Annotated in this window: 18 protein-coding genes; 8 read left to right on the top strand and 10 right to left on the bottom strand. The window is 72.3% G+C overall.

Annotated elements, in window-relative coordinates; all coding sequences use genetic code 11:
• The 8 genes from rpmF to fakA all read right to left on the bottom strand — a co-directional run bounded on the left by rpmF (nucleotide 1) and on the right by fakA (nucleotide 6561).
• Complete coding sequence (gene rpmF / locus Val02_RS13210; RefSeq protein WP_203899309.1) at nucleotides 1-174, bottom strand: 50S ribosomal protein L32; 174 nt, start codon at nucleotides 172-174, stop codon at nucleotides 1-3.
• Between the two features lie 4 nt (nucleotides 175-178).
• Nucleotides 179-739: a YceD family protein gene (locus Val02_RS13205; protein WP_203899308.1), complete on the bottom strand. Its 561-nt coding sequence runs from the start codon at nucleotides 737-739 to the stop codon at nucleotides 179-181.
• Between the two features lie 66 nt (nucleotides 740-805).
• The gene (locus Val02_RS13200) at nucleotides 806-1309 is read right to left on the bottom strand and encodes an ATP synthase subunit B family protein (RefSeq protein WP_203899307.1); all 504 of its coding nucleotides are present in this window, start codon (nucleotides 1307-1309) and stop codon (nucleotides 806-808) included.
• A gap of 129 nt (nucleotides 1310-1438) precedes the next feature.
• Nucleotides 1439-1939 (bottom strand): pantetheine-phosphate adenylyltransferase, encoded by a 501-nt coding sequence (coaD, locus tag Val02_RS13195; RefSeq protein WP_203899306.1) that lies wholly within the window; start codon nucleotides 1937-1939, stop codon nucleotides 1439-1441.
• The gene (gene rsmD / locus Val02_RS13190) at nucleotides 1936-2496 is read right to left on the bottom strand and encodes a 16S rRNA (guanine(966)-N(2))-methyltransferase RsmD (RefSeq protein ID WP_203899305.1); all 561 of its coding nucleotides are present in this window, start codon (nucleotides 2494-2496) and stop codon (nucleotides 1936-1938) included. The genes coaD and rsmD overlap by 4 nt, the downstream gene beginning before the upstream one ends.
• Complete coding sequence (locus Val02_RS13185) at nucleotides 2493-2837, bottom strand: DUF952 domain-containing protein (RefSeq protein ID WP_203899304.1); 345 nt, start codon at nucleotides 2835-2837, stop codon at nucleotides 2493-2495. The genes rsmD and Val02_RS13185 overlap by 4 nt, the downstream gene beginning before the upstream one ends.
• A gap of 2 nt (nucleotides 2838-2839) precedes the next feature.
• The gene (recG, locus tag Val02_RS13180) at nucleotides 2840-5008 is read right to left on the bottom strand and encodes an ATP-dependent DNA helicase RecG (protein WP_203899303.1); all 2169 of its coding nucleotides are present in this window, start codon (nucleotides 5006-5008) and stop codon (nucleotides 2840-2842) included.
• The gene (gene fakA, locus Val02_RS13175) at nucleotides 5005-6561 is read right to left on the bottom strand and encodes a DAK2 domain-containing protein (RefSeq protein ID WP_203899302.1); all 1557 of its coding nucleotides are present in this window, start codon (nucleotides 6559-6561) and stop codon (nucleotides 5005-5007) included. The genes recG and fakA overlap by 4 nt, the downstream gene beginning before the upstream one ends.
• Before the next feature lie 107 nt (nucleotides 6562-6668).
• Here fakA and Val02_RS13170 point away from each other — a divergent pair, with 107 nt between their 5' ends.
• Complete coding sequence (locus Val02_RS13170; RefSeq protein WP_239152828.1) at nucleotides 6669-7517, top strand: type IV toxin-antitoxin system AbiEi family antitoxin; 849 nt, start codon at nucleotides 6669-6671, stop codon at nucleotides 7515-7517.
• Nucleotides 7518-7715: 198 nt separating this feature from the next.
• Nucleotides 7716-7907: a 50S ribosomal protein L28 gene (gene rpmB / locus Val02_RS13165; protein ID WP_203899300.1), complete on the top strand. Its 192-nt coding sequence runs from the start codon at nucleotides 7716-7718 to the stop codon at nucleotides 7905-7907.
• 58 nt (nucleotides 7908-7965) lie between these two features.
• On the opposite strand, the gene Val02_RS13160 is transcribed toward rpmB, so the two are convergent.
• Both Val02_RS13160 and Val02_RS13155 read right to left on the bottom strand, forming a co-directional pair.
• A complete protein-coding gene (locus Val02_RS13160) occupies nucleotides 7966-8424 on the bottom strand; it encodes a GNAT family N-acetyltransferase (RefSeq protein WP_203899299.1) in 459 nt (152 codons plus the stop codon).
• Nucleotides 8421-9368 (bottom strand): thiamine-phosphate kinase, encoded by a 948-nt coding sequence (locus Val02_RS13155; RefSeq protein WP_203899298.1) that lies wholly within the window; start codon nucleotides 9366-9368, stop codon nucleotides 8421-8423. Before Val02_RS13155 ends, Val02_RS13160 begins: the two co-directional genes overlap by 4 nt.
• Nucleotides 9369-9454: 86 nt before the next feature.
• Here Val02_RS13155 and Val02_RS13150 point away from each other — a divergent pair, with 86 nt between their 5' ends.
• The 6 genes from Val02_RS13150 (at nucleotide 9455) to Val02_RS13125 (ending at nucleotide 15181) form a co-directional block, all read left to right on the top strand.
• Nucleotides 9455-9688, top strand: coding sequence for an Lrp/AsnC ligand binding domain-containing protein (locus tag Val02_RS13150; protein WP_203899297.1), 234 nt, complete (start codon nucleotides 9455-9457; stop codon nucleotides 9686-9688).
• Nucleotides 9688-10197: a DUF3515 domain-containing protein gene (locus Val02_RS13145; protein WP_239152826.1), complete on the top strand. Its 510-nt coding sequence runs from the start codon at nucleotides 9688-9690 to the stop codon at nucleotides 10195-10197. The genes Val02_RS13150 and Val02_RS13145 overlap by 1 nt, the downstream gene beginning before the upstream one ends.
• 180 nt (nucleotides 10198-10377) lie before the next feature.
• Nucleotides 10378-10587, top strand: a complete 210-nt coding sequence (locus tag Val02_RS13140; protein WP_203899296.1) for a cold-shock protein — start codon at nucleotides 10378-10380, stop codon at nucleotides 10585-10587.
• Between the two features lie 140 nt (nucleotides 10588-10727).
• The gene (locus tag Val02_RS13135) at nucleotides 10728-11987 is read left to right on the top strand and encodes a DEAD/DEAH box helicase (protein WP_239152824.1); all 1260 of its coding nucleotides are present in this window, start codon (nucleotides 10728-10730) and stop codon (nucleotides 11985-11987) included.
• A 137-nt stretch (nucleotides 11988-12124) separates the two neighbouring features.
• Complete coding sequence (locus tag Val02_RS13130; RefSeq protein WP_203899294.1) at nucleotides 12125-14782, top strand: putative bifunctional diguanylate cyclase/phosphodiesterase; 2658 nt, start codon at nucleotides 12125-12127, stop codon at nucleotides 14780-14782.
• Nucleotides 14783-14836: 54 nt separating this feature from the next.
• Nucleotides 14837-15181: a PadR family transcriptional regulator gene (locus Val02_RS13125; protein ID WP_239152822.1), complete on the top strand. Its 345-nt coding sequence runs from the start codon at nucleotides 14837-14839 to the stop codon at nucleotides 15179-15181.
• Nucleotides 15182-15485: the final 304 nt, after the last annotated feature.

Here is a 15485-nt window from a genome sequence, read left to right as displayed (position 1 = left end):
TCAGACCTCGAGGACCTGGCGGCCGTTGTACGTGCCGCAGACCGTGCACGCCGCGTGAGGCAGCTTCGGCGAACGGCACTGGGGGCACGCAACGGTGGCGACCGGGGTCGCCTTCCACTGGGCCCGGCGCGAGCGGGTGTTGCTGCGCGACATCTTCCGCTTGGGGACGGCCACTGTATTACTCCTCGGTCTTCAACTTGGCCAACGCCGCCCAGCGGGCGTCGACCTGCTGGTGGCTGTGGTCAGCCGGTACTTCGTCGAGATGCGCCCCGCACTCGGGGCACAGCCCTGGGCATTCGTCCCGGCAGAGCGGGTTGGTCGGCAGTGCGAGCACCACCGCGTCACGCACGGCCGGCTCCAGGTCGATCAGGTCGCCCTGCACCCGGCCGATCTCATCCTCGTCGGTGGTCTCGTCCGTGATGCTGTGCGGATAGGCGTACAGCTCCTGGACGGTGACCGACACCGTGTCGTTGATCGTGCGCAGGCAGCGCCCGCACTCCCCCTCGACCGGGCCGGTGACGGTGCCCGAGACGAGCACCCCCTCCGAGACGGATTCCATCCGCAGGTCGAGGTCGAGCGTGGCGCCGACCGGCACACCGATCATCTCCACACCGAGGCTCTCCGGTGCCGGCACGTCCCGCACGACTTTCCGCATAGCACCAGGTCGGCGCGGCAGGTCCCGGGTATCGAGGACCAGCGGCGACCGTGGGTTGAGGTGAGTCGTCTGTTCGCGCTGCATCGTTAAGCTCCGGCCGATGTCGAGGCCGACGCAAAATCGTACCCGAGGCGCGTGGCCTGCGTGAAATCAGAAGGGCAGCGGGCGTTCCTCGCCGGCCTCCTGGCCCCCGTAGGAGCCCATCTCGCGCAGCGCGTGCATCTTGTCGCGGCCGCGTTCGATCGAGGCGAGCGAACGGGTGAGCAGCTGCTCGAAGTTGGCCAGGGCGGTGTCGACATAGTCGTCGACCTCCTCGCGCAGGCGCTGGGCCTCGGCCCGGGCCTCACCGACGATGCGGGCGCTCTCGTGCTCGGCCGACACGACGATCTCGTTGATCGACACGAGGCGGGCGTGCTCGGCCTCGCCCTCGGCGATGATGCGTTCGGCCTCGCGGCGGCCCGCGTCCATGATCTTGTCGCGCTCCTCGAGCAGCGCCACGGCCCGGCGCAGCTCGGTCGGCATGTCGTCGCGCAGCTCGTGCAGCAGACCGATCATCTGCCCCCGGTCCACCACGCAGTTGGCGCGCGACATCGGCATAGCGCGCGCAGTCTCGATGAGCGAGATCAACTCATCGATACGATCGAGCGGATCCACCGCAGCCCTCTCCCGTCACTGACGGCCCGCCGGCCCTGCCCCGGCGTGCGCCGTACTTCATCATGCAGGCAAACGGCCGGATCGGCCGGATCGCGAAGCGGCGATTCGGCTGCGTTTGGCGTTACGTGCCTACGGACGGTGCTGGTCTCCGAGACGCTTTCGCAACCGGTTGGCCACGACGTCCGGGACGTGTCCCGAAATGTCGCCGCCCCACTTGGCGACGTCCTTGATCAGGCTCGACGAGATGAACGAGTACTGCGGATTCGTCGGCATGAACAGCGTCTCCACGCCGGCCAGGCCGTAGTTCATCTGGGCCATCTGCAGCTCGTAGTCGAAGTCGCTGGCCACCCGCAGGCCCTTGACGACGACCGGGATGTCGTTGGCGCGGCAGAAGTCGACCAGCAGCCCCTGGAACGAGCGGATCGAGACGTTGTCGTAGTCCGCCGTCACCTCGGACAGCATCTCCAGCCGTTCGTCGTGCGTGAACAGGCCGACCTTGGTGTGGTTGACCAGCACGGCCACCACCACCTCGTCGTAGAGCTGCGCGGCCCGGCCGATCACGTCCAGGTGCCCGTTCGTCACCGGGTCGAACGACCCCGGGCACGCGGCCCGGCGCGGCGAAGTGCTCATAAGGCGCGACCGTACCAAAGCGCGGTCTCCCCGTAGCGCTTGTCACGCACGGCCGCGAAGCCCTCGGGCCAGGTCAGGTCGCCGTCACGGGCCGAACGCTCCACCACGAGCACGGCCTCCCGGGCGAGCCAGCCGCCGTCGCGCAGGCCGGTCAGCAGGGCGCTGACCTCGGTAGTCGCCAGCGCGTACGGCGGATCGGCGAAAACCACGTCGTAGGGCTCCCCGGGCGCCGCCGCGACCAGTGACTCCACCTTCGCAGTGCGCAATGTCACGACCGCGCCGGCCGCGAGGGACGCGATGTTGGACCGCGCCACCCGGGCCGCCCGCGCGTCGGATTCCACGAGGAGAACGTGCGAAGCGCCCCGGCTCGCCGCCTCCAGGCCCACGGCGCCGGAGCCGGCGTACAGGTCGGCGAAGCGGGCACCGTCCAGTTCGACCAGGGTCTCCAGGGTGTTGAACAGCGCCTCCCGCACGCGGTCCGACGTAGGGCGAGTCCCGCGGCCGTCCGGGGTGGCGAGGCGCCGTCCGCCGAGCGCACCGGCGACGATGCGGGTCATCCGACGCCCGGCGGGATCTCGAACGTGCCGTCCGGCAGGGGCGGGAACGCGTGCACGGCGACGACGGCGGCCAGCGGGATCGGCCCGTAGACGTGCGGGTACAGCACGTCCGCGTCGGGCACGCCCGGCTCCCATTCGAGCGGCGCGGTCAGCCTGCTCTCCTCGATCTCCAGCAGCACCAGGCCGCTCTGCCCGCGGAAGCGCAGGTCGGCCGGGCGCAGCACCTGGTCCCGGCGAGACAGGTGGATGAAGCCCTCGGTGGCGAGCGTGTCGGCCGCGTACTCGCCGGCGGCGCGGGCCTCTAGCCAGGCGTCCCGTGGGCAGATGTGCAGGAGCGTCATGGTCAGCCCTTTTCCAGGTATTCGGCCCGTTCCTCGTCCACGAACCGGGCGAGCATGCGGGCCAGTTCGGGATAGGCGGTCAGCTCGGGGTCGTCGCCGATCGTCTCCTCGGCGGCCTGCCGCGCCTCGCGGATCAGGTCGGTGTCGCGCAGCAACGACAGCAGCCGCAGGTGCGAACGCCGTCCCGACTGCGCGGCACCCAGGATGTCGCCCTCGCGGCGCTGTTCGAGATCCAGTTCGGCGAGGCGGAAGCCGTCCAGCGTCGAGGCGACGGCGTCGAGGCGTTCGCGCGCCGGGGTGCCGGCCATCGCCTCGCTGACCAGGAGGCACAGCCCGGGCGCCTGCCCCCGGCCGACCCGCCCCCGCAACTGGTGCAGCTGCGACACCCCGAACCGGTCCGCATCCATGATCACCATCATCGTGGAGTTGGGCACGTCGACGCCGACCTCGATCACCGTGGTCGCCACGAGCACGTCGAGATCGCCCGCCGAGAACGACCGCATCACCGCGTCCTTCTCGTCGGCCGGCAGCTTCCCGTGCAGCACCCCGATCCGCAGCCCGTGCAGCGGCCCCTCCGCCAGCAGCGGCGCCACGTCGAGAACGGCCAGCGGCGCACGGCGTTCGCCGTCCTCGGCGCCGTCCGCGCCCTCGTTGTCGCCGATCCGCGGACAGACCACGTAGGCCTGGTGCCCCTTGGCGACCTCCTCCTTCAACCGGCGCCACGCGCGGTCCAGGAACGCCGGCTTCTCCGACACCGGCACCACGTGCGTCGCGATCGGCGAACGCCCCTTCGGCAGCACGTTCAGCGTGGAGATCTCCAGGTCGCCGTAGACCGTCATGGCGACCGTGCGCGGGATCGGCGTCGCCGTCATGACCAGCACGTGCGGCGGCTGATCGGCCTTGGCGCGCAGCGCGTCGCGCTGTTCGACCCCGAACCGATGCTGCTCGTCCACCACGATCAGCCCGAGATCCTTGAAGTCCACGCCGTCGTAGAGCAGCGCGTGCGTGCCGACGACGATGCCGGCCTCCCCGGCGGCGACCTCGGCGGCCACCTGGCGGCGCGCGGCGGCACCCAGCGAACCGGTGACGAGCGCGACCCGGGTCCCGTCGGCGGCGCCGTCCAGCTCCCCCGCGCGCCCGTGCGCGCCCAGCAGCTCCCGCACGCTGCGGGCGTGCTGTCCGGCCAGCACCTCGGTCGGGGCCAGGATCGCCGCCTGCCCACCGGCATCCACGACCTGGAGCATGGCCCGCACCGCGCAGAGCGTCTTGCCGCTGCCGACCTCGCCCTGCAGCAGCCGGTGCATCGGATGCGAACGCCCCAGGTCGGCCGCGATCTCGTCGCCGACGTCGCGCTGGCCACCGGTCAGCTCGTACGGCAGCCCCGCGTCGAACTTCGCCAGGATCCCGTCGTCCCGCCGCGGGCGCGGCACCGCCGGCCAGTCCTCGGCCCGCTTCTTGCGCTGCACCAGCGTCAGCTGCACCGCGAACGCCTCGTCCCACTTGAGCCGCCGCCGCGCGAAGTGCAGCGCCTCCTTCGTCGGCGGCCGGTGGATGTCCCGCAGCGCCTTCTCCAGCGTGCTGAGCTTCCGCTCGACCCGCAGGTCCCGCGGGATCGGGTCGACCGGCGGCTCCAACGTCGCCAGCACCACGCCGACGCACTTCGCGATCGTCCACGTCGGCACCGCCTGCGCGGCCGGGTACACCGGGATCAGCGCCCCGGCGAACTCCTCGATCTCCTCCTCCGCGCCGTCCTCGCTCAGCAGCACGTAGTCCGGGCCGTTGAGCTGGCGCTTGCCGCGGAAGTCGGTCACCTTGCCGGCGAACAGGCCCCACCGCCCCGGCCGCAGGTCCCGCTGCCGCCACGCCTGGTTGAAGAAGGTGCAGGTGACGAAGCCGCCCATGCCGTCGGTGACCACCACCTCCAGCAGGGTGCCCTTCGTCTTGCGCATCGGCCGCACGTTGACGATCTGGACCTGCGCCATCACGGTCACCTGGTCGCCGACCTCCAACGCGCGAAGGTCGGTGTGCTCGCCGCGTTCGTCGTAGCGGCGCGGGAAGTGGTACAGCAGGTCGCCGACGGTGTGCAGGTCGAGATGGTCGGCGAGGGCCTTGGCGGTCTTGCCGCCGAGCACCTTCGCCAGCGGGGTGTCCACTGTGGACTTCTCGGTCACTCGACACCCACCAGCAACGGGTAGTGCGGCTGTCCGCCCTCGTACACGTTCACCTCCACGAACGGCCACCTGCCCGCCACGTGCGCACCCAACTCCTCGACCAGCGCCTCCGTCGCGCCCTCGCCGGTGAGCAGGGTCACCAGTTCGCCCCCGGCACCCAGCAGGCGGTCGATCAGGTCCCGGCACACCGACGCGGTGTCGGCGCCGATCAGCGCCACCTCGCCGTCGATGAGCGCGATGACGTCCCCCGGCTGGCACGGTCCGGCGACGGTCAGCGCCGCCCGGGCCGCCACGGTCACCTCCGCGTAGCGGCACGCGCCGGACGCCTCGGCCATCTCGATGACGTCGTCCTCGAAGCGCCGCTGCGGGTCGCGCACCGCCAGCGCCGCCAACGCCTGCACGGGCGAGCGGGTCGGCACGACCGCCACCTGCTTGCCGGCCGCCCGCGCCTCGGCCGCCGCGGTGGCGGCCACGGCGGCGGCGTCCTTGTCGTTGGGCAGCACGACGATCTGTCCCGCGCCCGATGCGCGGATCGCGCCGAGGATCTCCGCCGGCGACGGTGTCGTGACGACGTGCGCGCCCTCGGCGGCGAAGATCCGGGCCAGGCCGTCGCCGGCGCAGAGCACGACCGTCGCGCGTTCGCGCTGCTCCAACTGGTCCTCGAAGCGGGTCACGTCGATCCGGTAGGGGCGCCCCGCCTCCACGCCGGCCTCGATCGCCGGGCCGATGGCGTCGACGTGCACGTGGACGTTCCAGGTGCCGTCGCCGGTGCCGACGACGGCGAGAGAGTCCCCGAGCCGCGCGAGTTTCTCCTTGAGCGGGGCCACCGCCTCGTCGGGAGCTTCCAGCAGATATTGAACTTCGTAAGCGAACGCCTCGCCGATCCCGTGCTCCCGGGCGGGCCGCTGCGCCTGCTGTGGCTGCTTCTGCGCGCCGGCGTGCGGCGTGCGCTCGGGGGCCTCGCCGGTGACGATCTCGGCGAGCGCGTCGAGCAGCACGCACAGGCCGCGCCCGCCCGCGTCGACGACGCCCGCGCGCGCCAGGGCCGGCAGCTGCTCGGGTGTGCGTTCGAGCGCGCGGGCCGCCCCGTCGGCCGCGTGGCGCACCACCGTGGCGAGGTCGTCGCTGCCCGCCCGCTCGGCGGCGTCGGCGGCCGCCCGCGCGACCGAGAGCACCGTTCCCTCCACGGGGGCGGCAACGGCCCGGTAGGCCGCATCCGCCGCATGCCCCAACGCACCCGCGAACGCCCGCCCGCCCGCCTCCGCCGGCAACGTATCGGCCAGCGCGCGCAGCATCTGCGCCACGATCACGCCGGAGTTGCCGCGCGCACCCAGCAGCGCACCGCGCGCCGCGAGGGTCAGCGGCCGGTCGCCGTCCTGCCCGGACAGCGCCTTCAGCGCCGCGTCGAACGTCAGCACCAGATTGGTGCCGGTGTCGCCGTCCGGCACCGGGTACACGTTGAGGTCGTCGATCTCGCGTTGGTGCCGGCGCAGCGCGTCGAGCCCGTGGGCGCACCACCGCCGCACAGCCGCCGCGTCGAAGCTGTCCAACACGCCCCGAAGCCTAGTGGAGCAGTTATCCACACCCCGTAACTGCACCTTGTCCACAGCTCGCGATTGCGTCTTGCTGCCGTCCGCGCGAAGCCCCCAGTGTTGCGGTGGTGATCCTGGGAAGCCGCGCGGTCGCCGCCGGCCACGTGACGCTCGCCCGCCTGAAGGGCCCGCACTACGTGCGCCTCTTTCCCGACGTCTACGCCCCGGCGGACCTGCCGCTCGATCATGCGGCGTGGTGCAGGGCCGCCGCGCTTCTCCTCGACGGGAGAGGCGCGCTGAGCGGCTACTCGGCGGCGCTCCTGTGGGGCGTGGACGTACTGCCGCGTGACGCGCCCGTCGAGGTGACGGTGCCCCGCAAGGTTCAGCTCGCCCGCCGGCCCAACCTGGTGGTGGTCCGTTCGACGCTGGCCGCGGGCGACATACGGCGCAGCCAGGGCCTACCCGTGACACACCCCGATCGGACCGCGTTCGACCTGGCCAGGCGCGCCGACGTGCACGAGGGCGTGGTGGCGGTCGACGCCCTGCTGAACGCACGCCGCATCTCGCACGAGTCGCTGCGGGCGTATGCGCTGACCCGACGCCGCTGGCCCAGGGCGCCGCAGCTGGCCGAGGTGCTCGCCCTGGCGGATGCGGGCGCGCAGTCGCCGATGGAAACCCGGACCCGCCTGATGCTTCTCGCCGGCGGGCTGCCGCGTCCGACGACGCAGTACGAGGTGCGCGACGCGGCGGGCACGTTCGTGGCGCGGCTGGACCTGGCGTACAAGCACTACAAAGTGGGCGTTGAGTACGAGGGTGCCCACCACCGCGACGGCGATCAGTACCAACGAGACCTGCGCCGGATCAACGCCCTCCACGCGCTGGGCTGGCTGATCATCCGCTTCGGCCCGGGCGACATCCTCCACACACCGGAGCGCTCGGTAGCACTCGTCCGAGCGGCCCTCGCCGAACGTGTGTGAGCTCACGGATATCAACTAGCGAGTTGACCTCCCTGAACTCACACACGTCCGCAGTGAACTCACACCCGTGCGGCGTCACGGCGGTTGGGGCCGCGGGAGGGGCCGGGCGGGCGTGCGAAATAGGCAATTAGGAGTGCGGGACCAGGCTCAGGTAGGGTGTAGCGGTTGTTCAACTAACACAAAGTGCAGGAGTATCCCGTGGCTAGCGTGTGCGACGTCTGCGGCAAGGGGCCCGGTTTCGGCCACAATGTGTCCCACTCGCACCGGCGGACCAACCGGCGTTGGAACCCCAACATCCAGAGCGTGCGCACCCCGGCGGGTGGCGGGACGACCCGCAAGCTGAAGGTCTGCACCTCGTGCATCAAGGCGGGCAAGGTCACCCGCGCATAAAGCGAGCGGTACGACGCCCGGGCGTGGTGCTCCACGCCCGGGCGTTTACGTGTGCCCGCTACAGGTCGCGCGCGTAGGCACGGTTGCTGGGGTAGTCGGCGTAGTAGCCGAAGCCCTCGATGCGCCCGTAGCCGGCCTTCTCGTACAGGGCCATCGCCTCCGGCTGGGCCGTACCGGTCTCCAGGACCATGCGCGTCATGCCGGCGTTGCGGGCGCTGTCCTCCAGCGCCCGGAGCACCGCCGTGGCGACGCCGCGCCGGTAGAAGCGCGGGTCGGTGTACATGCGCTTGATCTCGGCCGTGCCCGGCATGCCGTCCACGGTGCGCCATCCGCCGCAGCCCGCCGGCTCGCCGTCGACGTACGCGACGAGGAACGTCCCGCGCGGCGGCGCGAGGTCCTCGGGCGACAGCGGGCCGGAGTCGCCGTCCCCGCCGTAACGCCGGCCGAGTTCGGCCAGGGCGGCGGTGGTCAGGGCGACCGCGACGGGATCCGTGAACGGCACAGCCTCGATCTTCATGACCGGAAATGGTCCCATCCGGTGGCGCCGTCGCCGTAGGGCCGGCCGTCGACTGTTACGCCCGGCACGCCCTCCTGCACCTCGCCGACGACGAGCCAGTCGGCACCGATGCGCGCCTCCGGGGGGAACGTCGCCGCGAGCGCGTGATCGTCGCCGCCGGCGAGCAGCCAGGTGTACGGGTCGACACCGAGCGCGGCCGCCGCGTCACGCATCTGCACCGGCACCGGGAACGCGTCCTTGCGCAGGTCGACGGCGACCCCGGAGGCCTCGGCGATGTGCGCCAGGTCCGCCAGCAGGCCGTCCGAGACGTCGATCATGGAGGTCGCGCCGAGCGCCGCCGCCTCCGGCCCCGCGTGGTAGGGAACCTGTGGGCGGCGGTAGGACTCGACGAGGATCTTCGGCGAACGGAAGCCGCGGCACAGGATGGTGTAGCCGGCCGCCGCGTACCCGAGCCGGCCGGCCACCGCCACCACGTCACCGGGCCGCGCCCCCGAACGCCGCACCGGCGCGCGCCCGTCCAGGTCCCCGAGCGCGGTGACGGCGATCGTGAGCGTCGGGCTCGACGAGATGTCCCCGCCCACGACGCTCGCCCCGACCAGACCGGCCTCCTCGGCCAGCCCCTCGGCCAGTTCCTCCGCCCAGCGGACATCCAGGTCGGGAGGGGCGCAGAGGGCGACCAGCAGCGCGGTCGGCACGGCACCCATGGCCGCGATGTCTGCGAGGTTGGCCGCCGCGGCACGGTGCCCGACGTCCTCGCCGGTCGACCAGTCCCGCCGGAAGTGGCGCCCCTCGACCAGCACATCGGTCGACGCCACCACCCGGTTGTCGGGCACGGCGACCAGAGCCGCGTCGTCACCCGGACCGAGCAGGGCGGCCGGCCCGAGCGGCAATCGGGCGGTGATCCGGGCGATCAGCCCGAATTCACCGGCCTTGCCAACTTTCATGCTGCGTACCGTGCCTTTCCCGACCTGCGACGTGCGGTAGTTTCACGGGCGAGCCGCGCGTCGGCCGGCGGATTGGAGAGCGTGTCGTGGTTCAGGCGTACATCCTCATCCAAACGGAAGTCGGAAAGGCGCGTGACGTGGCCGCGGCCATCCGGGATGTCGCGGGGGTCGTGCGCGTGGACGCCGTCACCGGACCCTACGACGTGGTGGTGCTCACGGAGGCTCACAACGTCGATGAGTTGGGAAAGATGATCGTAAGCAAAGTGCAGCTGGTTCCGGGCATCACCCGCACTCTTACCTGCTCCGTGGTCCACCTGTAGTGGACCCGGCAGCACGTATCGCGACCGCCGTCGCCGTTCCGGTGGCTCTCGTGGCGGGTGTCCTGGTGTATTTCGGGATGCGGCCGGCCCCGGCGAAGCCGCCCCGCCCCGCCTCCACCGCACCCGTCGCGATGGCGGCGCCCGCGCTGGCCGAACGCACGGCCACCGTGTGCCGCGCGCTCTTCGCCAGGCTGCCCGACCGCCTCGGCGACCTGCAGCGGCGCCCGGTGACGGCCGGCCCGGAGCAGAACGCCGCCTACGGCGACCCGGCCGTCACGCTCGCCTGCGGCGCCCCCGTCGAGGAGGCCCCGCAGGGTGCCCAGCTGCTCGAGATCGAGCGGGTCTGCTGGTACGCGAAGGAGGGGCCGGACGCGGCGGTGTGGAGCGTTCAGGGCAGAGAGGTTCCGCTGGTCGTGACGGTGCCGAACCGGTACACCGGGCAGAATCTGGTCGATCTCGGCGGCCCGATCACCGCGGCGATCGCCGAAACCCGCTCCATCTGCGTGTGATCCCTGAGAGTGCTATCGTTAGCGCCGTTGCAGTGCCCTAGCTCCCACAAGATGTGCGCATGTCAGCCTGTGGCCTTCGGACCGCGGGCTTTTTGTTTGCTCCTGAGGCGGGACTTTGCGCAAGGCACGCTCCGCAGTGCTTGTGCGGAGAGTTCGTTTTCACCTGTCAAGGAGACAGACATGGCAGTAGGCACCGTCAAGTGGTTCAACGCGGAAAAGGGCTACGGCTTCATCACCCCGGACGGCGGGGGAGCCGACGTCTTCGCGCACTACTCCGCGATCGCGATGCGGGGCTACCGCTCGCTCGAAGAGAACCAGCGCGTCGAGTTCGAGATCGTCCCCGGCCAGCGCGGCCCGCAGGCCGCGAACATCACCCCCGCCGCGGAGTGATCGCGCGCGGGTCTTCCCCGCGCCACACCATAGAGATCGAAGCCCCGGCAGTGGTACGGGTCTTTGAGACCAGTACCACTGCCGGAAAGGCGTCAATGTCGTTCAGTCAGTTCCCTCTGCCCGCACGCCTTGTCAGCGCGTTGGAGGCAGACGGGGTAGTCACACCCTTCCCGATCCAGGCGGCGACGCTGCCCGACGCGCTCGCCGGGCGCGACGTGCTGGGGCGCGGCCGCACCGGATCCGGTAAAACCCTCGCCTTCGGGCTGCCGATGCTCGTGCACCTGTCCGGTGGGCGTTCGGCGCCCGGGAGGCCGCGCGGGATCGTGCTCGTACCGACCCGTGAGCTGGCCCAGCAGGTCGCCGGGGCGCTCATCACGTACGCCCGGGTGGTGGGCGTACGGCTCGCCACCGTCGTGGGCGGGGTCCCCTACCGCCGCCAGATCGAGGCCCTGCGCCGCGGGGTCGACCTGCTCGTCGCCACCCCCGGCCGTCTCACCGACTTGGTCGAACGCCACGAGTGCAGCCTCTCCGAGGTGGCCGTCACGGTGCTCGACGAGGCCGACCAGATGGCCGACATGGGGTTCATGCCGCAGGTCACCCAGATCCTGGACCTGGTGCCGGGCGGGCAGCGGATGCTCTTCTCCGCCACGCTCGACGCACAGGTGGACCGCCTGGTGCGGCAGTACCTGCACGACCCCGTCACGCACGCCGTGGACCCGATGGCGGCGACCGTGAACACCATGACGCACCACCTGCTGCACGTGGCGCGCCCGGACAAGTTCCCGTCGGCGACGCAGATCGCCGCGCGCGACGGGCGCGTGATCATGTTCATCGGCACCAAGCACCGGGCCGACCGCCTCGCCGACGAACTGCGCGCCGCCGGCATCTCCGCCGCAGCGCTGCACGGGGGCAAGTCCCAGCCGCAGCGGATGCGCACGCTGGACCAGTTCAAGAAAGGGCTCATCACGGCCCTCATCGCGACGGACGTGGCAGCTCGCGGGATCCACATCGACGACCTCGACCTCGTCGTCAACGTCGACCCGCCGAACGACGCCCGCGACTACCTGCACCGCGGCGGGCGCACCGCCCGGGCCGGCAAGACCGGCACCGTCGTCACGCTCGTGCTCCCCGAACAGCGCCGCACCATGCACCGCATGATGAGCGTCGCCGGCGTGCGGGCCGAGTCGACCAGGGTCGCACCCGGCGCCCCCGAACTGGCGGAGATCACCGGCGCGCGCACCCCTTCCGGCATCCCGGTGCCGGAGCTGACGACCCCGCCGCAGCGCAACCCCCGGCGCCGGTTCGGGCACGAGTCGCCGCGCTCGCACGAGGACCGGCGCCGCCCGGTCCAGGGTCGGCGCGGCCCGGCGCGGACCACCCGCGAGGGCAGCTTCCGCTGAGCACGTCGGGCGTGCGCCCGACCTGAGGCACGGCTTCGAGGCCGGTGAGGAAGATCTCGCCGGCCTCGTTCGCGTCCGGCGGCGCGGCCCGGAGGGCTAATCCTCAACACGGGGCGTGCACGGCCGATGGCTACGCCGTGACGGAGCAGAGAACCGACGTGACCCGCCTGGCGGTCGCGTCGACGCTGCTCCTCGCCTGTGCCGTCGTGCTCTACGCCGTCCGGAACGCCGTGGACCTCGGTCCCGTCGGCGCCGGTGCGGCGTGGGGCCTCGGGCCGCTGAACTTCGCGGTGGCCACCACCGCCACCTACCTCGCCGCGCGCCGGCCGGACCGGGTCGTGCGGCGGTTCTGGACGCTGCTCACCGCCACCACCGTGCTGTCGCTCGCCGGAACCACCCTGGGTGCGCTGCACCTCGGCGGCACCGCCGTCACCGGGTCGCTGTACCTGTGCGCGTGCCTGACGCTGCTCGTGGCGCTGCTGACGCTGCCGGTGCCGGGGCGGTCGCGGGCCGGGTGGCTCAGTCTCGGGCTCGACATCGGGATCGTGCTCGTGGCGTTCCTGCTGGTGGTCGGGTTTCTCATGGCGCGGGGCGCGGGCGAGGCGTTCCTCACCGGCGGCGGTTCGACGTCGACCCTGCTCGTCGTGCTGCTGCTGAGCGTCGCCGGGGTTACCGCCATCGCCAAGGTGCTGCTCACCGGCGCCGCCAACGTGGCGCCCGCCGCGGTGCGGGTCCTCGGCGCGAACGCGCTGCTCTGTTCCGTCGGCGGCGGGCTGGCCTCACTGGCCGACAGCCGGCCGGGCGTGACCGGCACGCAACTGCTCCTGCCGGCCGCCGCCTTCGGGTACACGGTCGCGGCCGCGCTGGACCTGCGCCCCTCCCGGGTCACCGAGGCGCAGCGGCCGCGGCGGGCGTTCAGCGTGCTGCCGTACGCCGCGATCGGCATCGTCGACGTGCTCCTGGTCATCGCCGTGTGGACCGGCGCCGACGGGCCGTCCGTCCACACCCTCTTCACCGGGTCCGTCGTGCTGACCGCCCTGGTGATCGTGCGCCAGATCATCGCTTTCCTGGAGAACGCCCATCTGCTCGCGCGCCTCGACGCCATGCTCGTCGAGGTGGGCCGGCACGAGCGCCGGTTCCGTTCCCTGCTACGCCACTCGTCCGACATCATCACGATCACCGACGCGGAGGGGCGCGTGGTGTACGCCAGCCCCGGCATCGAGGCGGTGCTGCGGGCCGCCCCGGAGGAGGTGGTCGGCAAGGCGATCGGCCCCCGGGCGCATCCCGACGACCGTCGCGTCCTGCGGGACCAGTTGCGGCGGGTGCTCGACAACCCCGGGCGCGCGCTGATGTTCCAGGTGCGGCTGGGGCGGCCGGACGGCACGTGGCGCTGGCTCGAGGTGGTCAGCACCAACCTGCTGCACGACCCGGACGTGCGCGGCGTGGTCAGCAACGCGCGCGACATCACCGACAACCGCCGCTACCAGGACGAACTCGCCTACCAGGCGGTGCACGACGAGCTGACCGGCCTGCCGAACCGGACGATGTTCGCCCGCGCCACCGATGCGGCGCTCTCCGGCGGCGATCCCCTGCGCACGGCCGTGGCGCTGGTGGACCTCGACGACTTCAAGTCGATCAACGACCGGCTCGGGCACACCGTCGGCGACGCGCTGCTGCGTGCCGTCGGCCAGCGGCTCGTCACCGGCGTGCGCCCGACCGACATCGTGGCCCGGCTCGGCGGCGACGAGTTCGCGGTGCTGCTGCGCGACGTCGAACCGGAGCGGCGGATGGCCCACGTCCAACGCATCGTCGACGAACTCTCGGTGCCGGTGAACGCCCGCGGCCACGACCTGCTCGTGCGCGCCAGCGTCGGCGTCGCCTGCGGCGGCCCCGCACTCGACTCGGGCGAACTGCTGCGCCGCGCCGACGTCGCCATGTACACGGCCAAGGAGAGCGGGCGGGGCCGCTGCGCGGAGTTCGACCCGGCGATGGACGCCCGGGCGCGGGAGCACGCGCGCCTCGCCGCCGACCTGTCCGTGGCCGTCGAACGCGGCGAGATCCACCTGCGCTACCAGCCGATCGTCGCGCTGCCCTCCGGCGACCTCGCCGGCCTGGAGGCGCTGATCCGCTGGAACCACCCGGTGCGCGGCCCGGTGTCGCCGGCGGAGTTCATCCCGGTGGCCGAGAAGACCGGCCTCATCGTCGGGCTCGGCGCGTGGGTGCTGCGCGAGTCGTGCCGGCAGGCGGCCGCCTGGATCGATCGCTACGGGGACCGCGCCCCCGGCAAGATGAGCGTGAACGTCTCCGCCCGCCAGCTGATCGAGCCCGACTTCCCGGCCACGGTGGAGGCGGCGCTGCGCGAGTCCGGCCTGCCCGCCGAACGCCTCACCGTGGAGATCACCGAGACGGCCGTCTTCGGCGGCGGCCCGGCGCTGGAGGCGGTGCAGGCCATGCGCGCCCTCGGGGTGCGGGTGGCCCTCGACGACTTCGGCACCGGCCACTCGTCGCTGGGCCTGCTGCGCACCTGTCCGGTCGACGTGCTCAAGGTGGACAAGTCGTTCGTGGACGGGGTGCCGCACAGCGTCGAGCAGGAGGCCATCGTCACCTCGGTGAACGAGATCGGCACGGCCATGCGCCTGCAGGTCATCGCCGAGGGCGTGGAGACCGCCACGCAGGCCGAACGGCTGCACGTGCTCGGCTACCGCTACGCCCAGGGCTTCCACTTCGACCGGCCGCTGACGGCCCAGGAGTGCGAGGAACGCGTCGCCGGAAGCCCGGTGCCGGCGGCGGTCTGAGCGATGCCCCGGCGGGCATTGCATCGACGGCCGGACCCTATATAGAGTACGGCAATGGGTGGCCCCGGGCTTCGGATGACGCTGCAGACGCGGCTCGTCCTCGGTGCCCTGCTCGCCGACCCGGCACGGGAGATCTACGGGCTGGAGATCGTCGACGCCACGGGCCTGCCGCCCGGCACCATCTACCCGATCATGGCGCGGCTGGAGTCGGCCGGCTGGGTGGTGAGCCGCTGGGAGGAGATCGACCAGCACGCGGCCGGCCGTCCACGCCGGCGCTACTACCGGCTCAGCAGCGGGCAGATCGACGGGGCGGCCCAGGCGCGGCTGGCCCTCGCTGAGGCGGATCAGCGTCGACGTCGCGGTGGGCGCGCCGCGATCGTCCCCAAGGAGGCCTTGTGAGCGGCGCACCGAGCCCTGTGAGTCCCGTCGGCGGGCAGCCGGACGGCGAATCCCCGAGCGGGCCCGGTGGTGTCGCGCCGCCGGGGGCAACCGTGACGGACGCCGCAGGCACCGTCGCAAGCCTGCCGCCCGGCAACGCGTCGCCGGTCGCCGATTGTGGACCGCCGCCGGCCGCCGCGACGGACGGAACACCGGCGGGCGCCGCCGCGAGCGGACCGCCTTCCGACGCCGCCCCCAGCGGACCCTCTTCGGGCGCCACCATAAGCGGACCGCCTCCGGACGCCCCCGCGAGCGGACCGCCTTT

It is taken from the genome of Virgisporangium aliadipatigenens (assembly GCF_016863615.1).
Lineage (GTDB): Bacteria > Actinomycetota > Actinomycetes > Mycobacteriales > Micromonosporaceae > Virgisporangium > Virgisporangium aliadipatigenens.
Note: the sequence above shows the minus strand (reverse complement) of the source record. Positions and strands in the feature narration are given on the sequence as shown.